Here is a 6,454-nt window from a genome sequence, read left to right on the forward strand (position 1 = left end):
AATGTTAAATCTTAGGTTAAGCTCTTTGGAAAATTTGATTTGCGGTTCAAGCTTCTGAAGATCAGACACAGGCTACTCGGCAAAAAATGCGAGATTTTTATTTACTCCGCATTATCGAAAATTGTAGGAATGATCTATCGCAGAATCAGGTTGAGGCTAAATGATACCGTCTCAAAATTCCTGTCTGCCTGGGCAGGTTAATTTCGAAGCGTTACGCGCTAAATTTGGAGGGCAGTGACTGTGCGAGATTTGATTTTAAAAAAAGAGTTCGGAGGAAGGGCTCTAAATAAACGGCGCAAACAGGCTCACAAGAAACCCAGCTCAAACTTCGCCACCTCGCTCATCATGCTGGGATTCCATTGCGGTTCCCACACGACCTCGACTTTGGCATCGGTGACGCCGGGCACGGTTTTGATCTTATTCTCCACTTCGGGAGGCAACGTGCCAGCGACCGGGCACATCGGTGAAGTTAGCGTCATGCGCACATTGACGGCATTCTGGTCGGTGATATCAATATCATAAATCAAACCGAGTTGATAGATATTGACCGGGATCTCGGGATCATAGCACGTCTCGAGCGCATTGATGATCTCCTGGCGGAGATCGCTGTTGCCGTTATTGTTTTCCATGATCATCTTAAAAACGCTTTGAACAACAGGTTTGCCGAAAGTTTAACCTTCTTACAGCAATTTTTTAAAAGAAAACTTTGGTACTCACTCCGTCGATACAATTTTGCTGCCGTCTTCGAGCGCCGACTTCAGCGTGTGCCACGCCAAACCGGCGCATTTGACGCGCATAGGAAACTCGCGCACACCCGCAAAAATGGCCAGCTTGTCGAATTCCTCCAAATCAATCTCTGCTGTCGGGTCGCTGGTGATGAGTTGTTGAAACTTTTTGAATAATTCGCCGGCTTCGGCAATAGATTTTCCCTTCACCAGCGTTGTCATCACCGAAGCGGAGGCTTTCGAGATGGCGCAACCGTGGCCATAAAAGCTGATATCTTTGATCACCTCGCCTTCAAGCTCGACATATAAATTCACGCGATCGCCGCAGAGGGGATTGTAGCCTTCCGAGGTATGATTGGCCTGCTCGAGCTTGCCAAAATTGCGCGGGCTTTTGTTGTGATCGAGGATGACTTGTTGGTAAAGTTCTCTCAGTTCGTCCATGAGTGCTAGCGCTGACTCGCTTTAAAAAGAAAGTTCGCCGGAAACCTCATCCAGGCGATGATGACTTATGCCATTATTTTGAGCACATATTCAACGCCCTTAACCAGGGCGTCAATTTCTGCGCGGGTGTTGTAAAACGCGAACGAGGCGCGGGAGGTGGCCGGAATGTCATAGCGCTGCATCACCGGCTGCGTGCAGTGATGGCCGGTGCGAATGGCAATGCCATCGCGGTCCAAAATCGTTCCAACGTCGTGCGGATGAATGCCGTCAAGCACGAACGATACCACACTCGCCTTGTCCTTCGCCGTGCCGATAAGGCGGAGAGGCTTGAGGGTGGATAAGGCCTCGGTGGCGTAATTGAGCAAATCATGCTCATGCGCGTCGATGGCCTCGTATCCCAAATCGCTGATATATTCCAGGGCGCGCGCCAAGCCCACCGCGCCGGCAATATCCGGCGTGCCGGCTTCGAAGCGATAGGGCAAATCATTGAAGGTGGTTTGCTCGAAGGTGACGGATTTGATCATATCGCCGCCGCCTTGATACGGCGCCATTTTCTCCAACCACGCTTCTTTGCCGTAGAGCACGCCAATGCCGGTCGGGCCAAACGCCTTATGGCCGGAAAACGCATAAAAATCGCAATCCAACTCGCGCACATCCACGCGCATGTGCGGCAGGGCCTGTGCGCCGTCCACCAGTACCGGCACACCCAACTCATGCGCCAGCGCGATAAGTTTTTTAATGGGATTGATCGTGCCGAGAGAGTTGGAAACATGCACAACCGCGACGAGCTTGGTTTTGCGATTCAACAATTTGACAGCTTCTTCCCAAATCCATTCACCGGCATCGTTGATGGGAATCACGCGCAACTTGGCGCCGGTTTCTTCGCACAGCAATTGCCACGGCACAATATTCGAGTGATGCTCCATCGCCGAGATGACGATCTCGTCGCCGGCTTTGATATGCTTGCGGCCGTAGCTGTGCGCAACGAGGTTGATGCCTTCCGTGGTGCCGCGCACAAAAATAATTTCCTTAACCGAGCCCGCGTTAATATGTCGGCGCACGACTTCACGGCTGCCCTCGTAAGCATTGGTGGCAGCTTCACTCAAATAATGCACACCGCGATGCACGTTGGCGTTCTCCGCCTCATAATAGTGCGCGAGCGCATCCAGCACGGCCTGCGGCTTTTGCGAGGTGGCGGCATTATCGAGATAAACCAGCGGCTTGCCCCGCACCAAACGCTGCAGGATGGGAAAATCGCGGCGGATTTTTTCGACATTGAAGTTTTGAGGCAATTTCTGCATGAAGTGATCGCAAGCAATTACGGCACAGATAACCATCTACCAGGCGGCCTAACCGCAATCAAGAAAATGTGTCGAGGAATCAGGATCACCGAAGAAGCGTTGTTGTATGGCGAAACCCTCCCGGCGGTGCTTACTTTACATTTTTTGCGACGCGCGAAAAGCGGCATTCACGAGATTTTCGACATGCACGCGTATGCCCGGACTCTTGATATGATTCAAGATTTCGCTGGCATAGGCAAAACGCAGCATGGACTGCGCCTCCTCCTCGCCAATGCCGCGCGAACGCAAATAGAACACCGAATCTTCATCGAGCTGGCCGATGCTCGCGCCGTGACTGCACTTCACATCGTCCGCGAAAATCTCCAACTGCGGCTTGGTGTTGATGACGGCGTCGTTCGACAGCAGCAGGCATTGATTCTGCTGATAGGCGTTCGTCTTCTGCGCATCCTGATGCACCATCACTTTGCCGTTGAACACGCCGTGCGCTTTGTCCGTGAGAATTCCTTTGTAAAATTCATTGCTCGGACAGTTCGGCATAAGATGATCGATCAGCGTATGATTGTCGATGAGTTGTTCGCCGGCGCCGAAATAAAATCCGTACAAATTTCCTTCGCAATGCTCGGCGCGCAACCGCAGATTGAAATTATTGCGCACGAGCTTGCCGCCGAGATCGATGCTTACCGAGGTGTAAACGCTATCGCGCGCCAGTTCCACTTCGCGTGCGGCAATATGATAAGCTTTACGGCTTTCGTTTTGCAACCGGACGTGTTCGACTACGGCATTTTTTTCGAGCACGATTTCCGAGACGATGTTGTTGAGATACACGTCCTGGTTGAGACTGCCGTAGGTTTCGACAATCTGAACCTGACTACCTTCGCCCGCCAAAATCAAATTGCGCGGATGCGCCAGAAAGGAGGCTTTATCCTCGCCGGCGGAGAGATAGAGCAGGTGAATCGGCTCAGTGATTGCGAGATTGCGCGGCACACGAATAAATGCGCCGTCCAAGGCAAAAGCGGTATTGAGCGCAACAAAGGTTTCTTTTTCATACTCGGCATATTGCGCCAGGTATTTGCCTGCCAGCTCAGGATCACGCTTGAGCGCTTGCGCCAAACTCTCCACCACCAGGCCTTTGGCCTGTGACACCAGGCGCGACAATGCCGGCGCGAATTGGCCATTCACAAAAACCAGCAGGTTTTGTTCGACTTCGGGAATTTCGAACTTGGCCGCCGTACTCGCTGTGATCTTCACCGGCTGATGCAGCAGCTTGAATTTGTGCTCCAGCATCGGCGCCAGGTTGGTATACTTCCACTCTTCGTTGCGCACGGTCGGAAAGCCCAATTCGGAAAAACGCGAAATGGCGTCGCGGCGAGTTTCGTGAAACGGCAATGCCGTTCCGCCGTTGAGCTTGCTCTCAAAAAAATCGAAGTTGGAAAGATACCACGCCTTGGCCTCGGTATGTTGCACCATCTTGGATTCCATTTTAAATGCTCAATCTTGTATTGAAATAAAATCAAAAAACACTTATCCACAGCAGGTCGATTCGCATTGCTGTTGGCGCCTATTTTTCAACAGAGGCGTGTTCACGCGGCTTCCGCTTCCAAAACTTCATCTTTGACCCAATCATAGCCATGCTCTTCAAGCTTCAGCGCCAATTCTTTGTCACCGGACTCGGCGATGCGGCCTTGCACCAGCACATGCACGAAATCCGGAACGATGTAATTCAGCAAGCGTTGATAGTGCGTGACCACGATCACCGCATTGTCTTTGCTGCGCAGCTTGTTCACGCCATTGGCAACGACGCGCAGCGCGTCGATATCCAAACCGGAATCAGTCTCATCGAGAATGGCGAGCCTGGGCTCCAGCATCGCCATTTGAAAAATCTCATTGCGCTTTTTTTCGCCGCCGGAAAACCCCTCGTTCACCGCGCGGCTGAGCAATTTATCGTCCATGTTTACCAGCCGCATCTTGGCCTTCATCATGGTGAGAAATTCCATCGCGTCGATTTGCGGCTGGCCGCGATACTCGCGAATGTCATTGATCGCGGTTTTGAGAAAATTCGCCATGGTCACGCCCGGAATTTCGACGGGGTATTGAAACGCCATGAACACGCCTTCGCGGGCGCGATCTTCGGGCGACATGTCCAGCAAATTTTTGCCGTTGAAAATCACTTCACCGCCGTCAACCTCATAACCCTCGCGGCCGGAGAGAACATTTGCCAGCGTGCTTTTGCCGGAGCCGTTCGGGCCCATGATGGCATGCACTTCGCCGGCTTTCACTTCCAAATCAAGCCCGCGCAAAATTTTGTTGCCATTAACCGATACTTCCAAATCCTTGATGCTTAACATGCTTTGACTTCCCTGAAATATGTTCTTGCTTACGCCTTCAGTAACATCAGTACAGTGTTGCCTTGGAAAATATGTCCACCTTCAGCCCTGTCATGCTGCAAGGATCTTGAGAAGTTCTTGGGCCATTCCCGGGTACTTCACATGATTCGTCAAATGACATTTCGAGGGCGCTACTCTAGCAAATTAAGGTAACCGTGTACTGACAATTGTGACAGAGAAAAATCAACCAACGCTGCCTTCCAGGCTGATGGCCAGCAGCTTCTGCGCTTCCACCGCGAACTCCATCGGCAATTCCTTGAACACTTCCTTGCAATAACCGTTTACGATCAGAGCCACGGCATTCTCCATCGAGATGCCGCGCTGGTGGCAATAAAACAATTGATCTTCGCCGATTTTCGAAGTGGTGGCCTCGTGTTCGATTTTGGCGGTTTTGTTGTTGACTTCAAGATACGGAAACGTGTGCGCGCCGCAGCGGTCGCCGATCAGCAGTGAATCGCATTGCGAAAAGTTGCGCGCATTGTCGGCTTTCGAACCGACCTTTACCAAACCGCGATACGAATTGTTGCTTCTGCCGGCGGAAATGCCTTTTGAAACGATGGTGCTGCGCGTGTTTTTGCCGAGATGGATCATCTTCGTGCCGGTATCGGCTTGTTGGCGATTGTTCGTCACGGCCACTGAGTAGAATTCGCCCACCGTGTTGTCGCCCTTCAGAATCACGCTGGGATATTTCCACGTGATGGACGACCCGGTCTCGACCTGGGTCCAGGAGATTTTGGCGTTCGCGTCAAGGCAAATGCCGCGCTTCGTGACGAAGTTATAAATGCCGCCTTTGCCGTTTTCATCGCCGGGATACCAGTTCTGCACCGTCGAATATTTAATTGTGGCATTCTTGTGCGCCACCAACTCGACCACCGCTGCATGCAATTGATTCTCGTCACGCATCGGCGCGGTACAGCCTTCGAGATAGCTCACATAGGCGCCCTTGTCGGCGATGATGAGCGTGCGCTCGAACTGGCCGGTCTTCTCGGCATTAATGCGGAAATAGGTGGACAGCTCCATAGGGCAGCGCACGCCTTCCGGCACGTAGACGAACGAGCCGTCGGAGAACACCGCGGAATTGAGCGTGGCGTAGAAATTGTCGGTCGTGGGCACGACCGAGCCGAGATACTTCTTTACCAGCTCGGGAGTTTTCCTGGATACGACCACCTGCGCTTCACGCGAGGTCTGATTCACTCTGAGAATGACTGCTCGCAAGCGGTCTCCATAATGAAATCTTTCGCCTTTGGCCTGTTCTTCGAAGGGTAGCAGGGCTTCGGCAAATCCAATTTCGAGGATCACACTTCCACGTTCATACTGCTGGACTGTGCCGGTCACCAGCTCGCCAATTCGGTTTGAATAGCGCTCGAACACCATCTCACGCTCGGCTTCACGAATCCGCTGGGTGATGACCTGCTTGGCATTCTGCGCGGCGATCCGCCCGAAATCATTGGGAGTCACATCGATTTCGATAATGTCTTCGTATTTGGCTTCGTGGTTGTAAAGGCGTGCTTCAGGAAGCGAAATCTCCCTGGATTCGTTGGCCACTTCCGGGACAACCACTTTCTGGGCATACACCCGATACTCTCCTGTTTTCGGATCGATC

The 6,454-nt window shown here is 52.2% G+C and carries 6 protein-coding genes; all 6 read right to left on the reverse strand.

What is annotated here, in order from left to right; genetic code table 11:
* Positions 1-305: 305 nt before the first annotated feature.
* Positions 306-635, reverse strand: a complete 330-nt coding sequence (locus FBQ85_05090; protein MDL1874534.1) for an SUF system Fe-S cluster assembly protein — start codon at positions 633-635, stop codon at positions 306-308.
* A 78-nt stretch (positions 636-713) separates the two neighbouring features.
* Positions 714-1,166, reverse strand: coding sequence for an SUF system NifU family Fe-S cluster assembly protein (locus FBQ85_05095; protein MDL1874535.1), 453 nt, complete (start codon positions 1,164-1,166; stop codon positions 714-716).
* A 65-nt stretch (positions 1,167-1,231) separates the two neighbouring features.
* Positions 1,232-2,467 carry a cysteine desulfurase gene (locus FBQ85_05100; protein MDL1874536.1) on the reverse strand — a complete coding sequence of 412 codons (1,236 nt, stop codon included), beginning with the start codon at positions 2,465-2,467 and terminating at the stop codon, positions 1,232-1,234.
* Positions 2,468-2,602: 135 nt separating this feature from the next.
* Entirely contained in the window at positions 2,603-3,946 is a 1,344-nt protein-coding gene (sufD, locus tag FBQ85_05105) for a Fe-S cluster assembly protein SufD (protein MDL1874537.1), read from the reverse strand.
* 101 nt (positions 3,947-4,047) lie between these two features.
* Positions 4,048-4,812, reverse strand: a complete 765-nt coding sequence (gene sufC / locus FBQ85_05110; protein ID MDL1874538.1) for a Fe-S cluster assembly ATPase SufC — start codon at positions 4,810-4,812, stop codon at positions 4,048-4,050.
* Between the two features lie 222 nt (positions 4,813-5,034).
* A partial coding sequence (sufB, locus tag FBQ85_05115) for a Fe-S cluster assembly protein SufB (GenBank protein ID MDL1874539.1) occupies positions 5,035-6,454 on the reverse strand: 1,420 nt, incomplete at its 5' end.

The sequence above is a fragment of the Cytophagia bacterium CHB2 genome (assembly GCA_030263535.1).
Taxonomy (GTDB): Bacteria; Zhuqueibacterota; Zhuqueibacteria; order Zhuqueibacterales; family Zhuqueibacteraceae; genus Coneutiohabitans.

Excerpts from the sequence above, each read along its gene's own strand:
- FBQ85_05090 (MDL1874534.1), bottom strand. The coding sequence starts at position 635 with ATGATCATGGAAAACAATAACGGCAACAGCGATCTCCGCCAGGAGATC.
- FBQ85_05095 (MDL1874535.1), bottom strand. The coding sequence starts at position 1,166 with ATGGACGAACTGAGAGAACTTTACCAACAAGTCATCCTCGATCACAAC.
- FBQ85_05100 (MDL1874536.1), bottom strand. The coding sequence starts at position 2,467 with ATGCAGAAATTGCCTCAAAACTTCAATGTCGAAAAAATCCGCCGCGAT.
- sufD (MDL1874537.1), bottom strand. The coding sequence starts at position 3,946 with ATGGAATCCAAGATGGTGCAACATACCGAGGCCAAGGCGTGGTATCTT.
- sufC (MDL1874538.1), bottom strand. The coding sequence starts at position 4,812 with ATGTTAAGCATCAAGGATTTGGAAGTATCGGTTAATGGCAACAAAATT.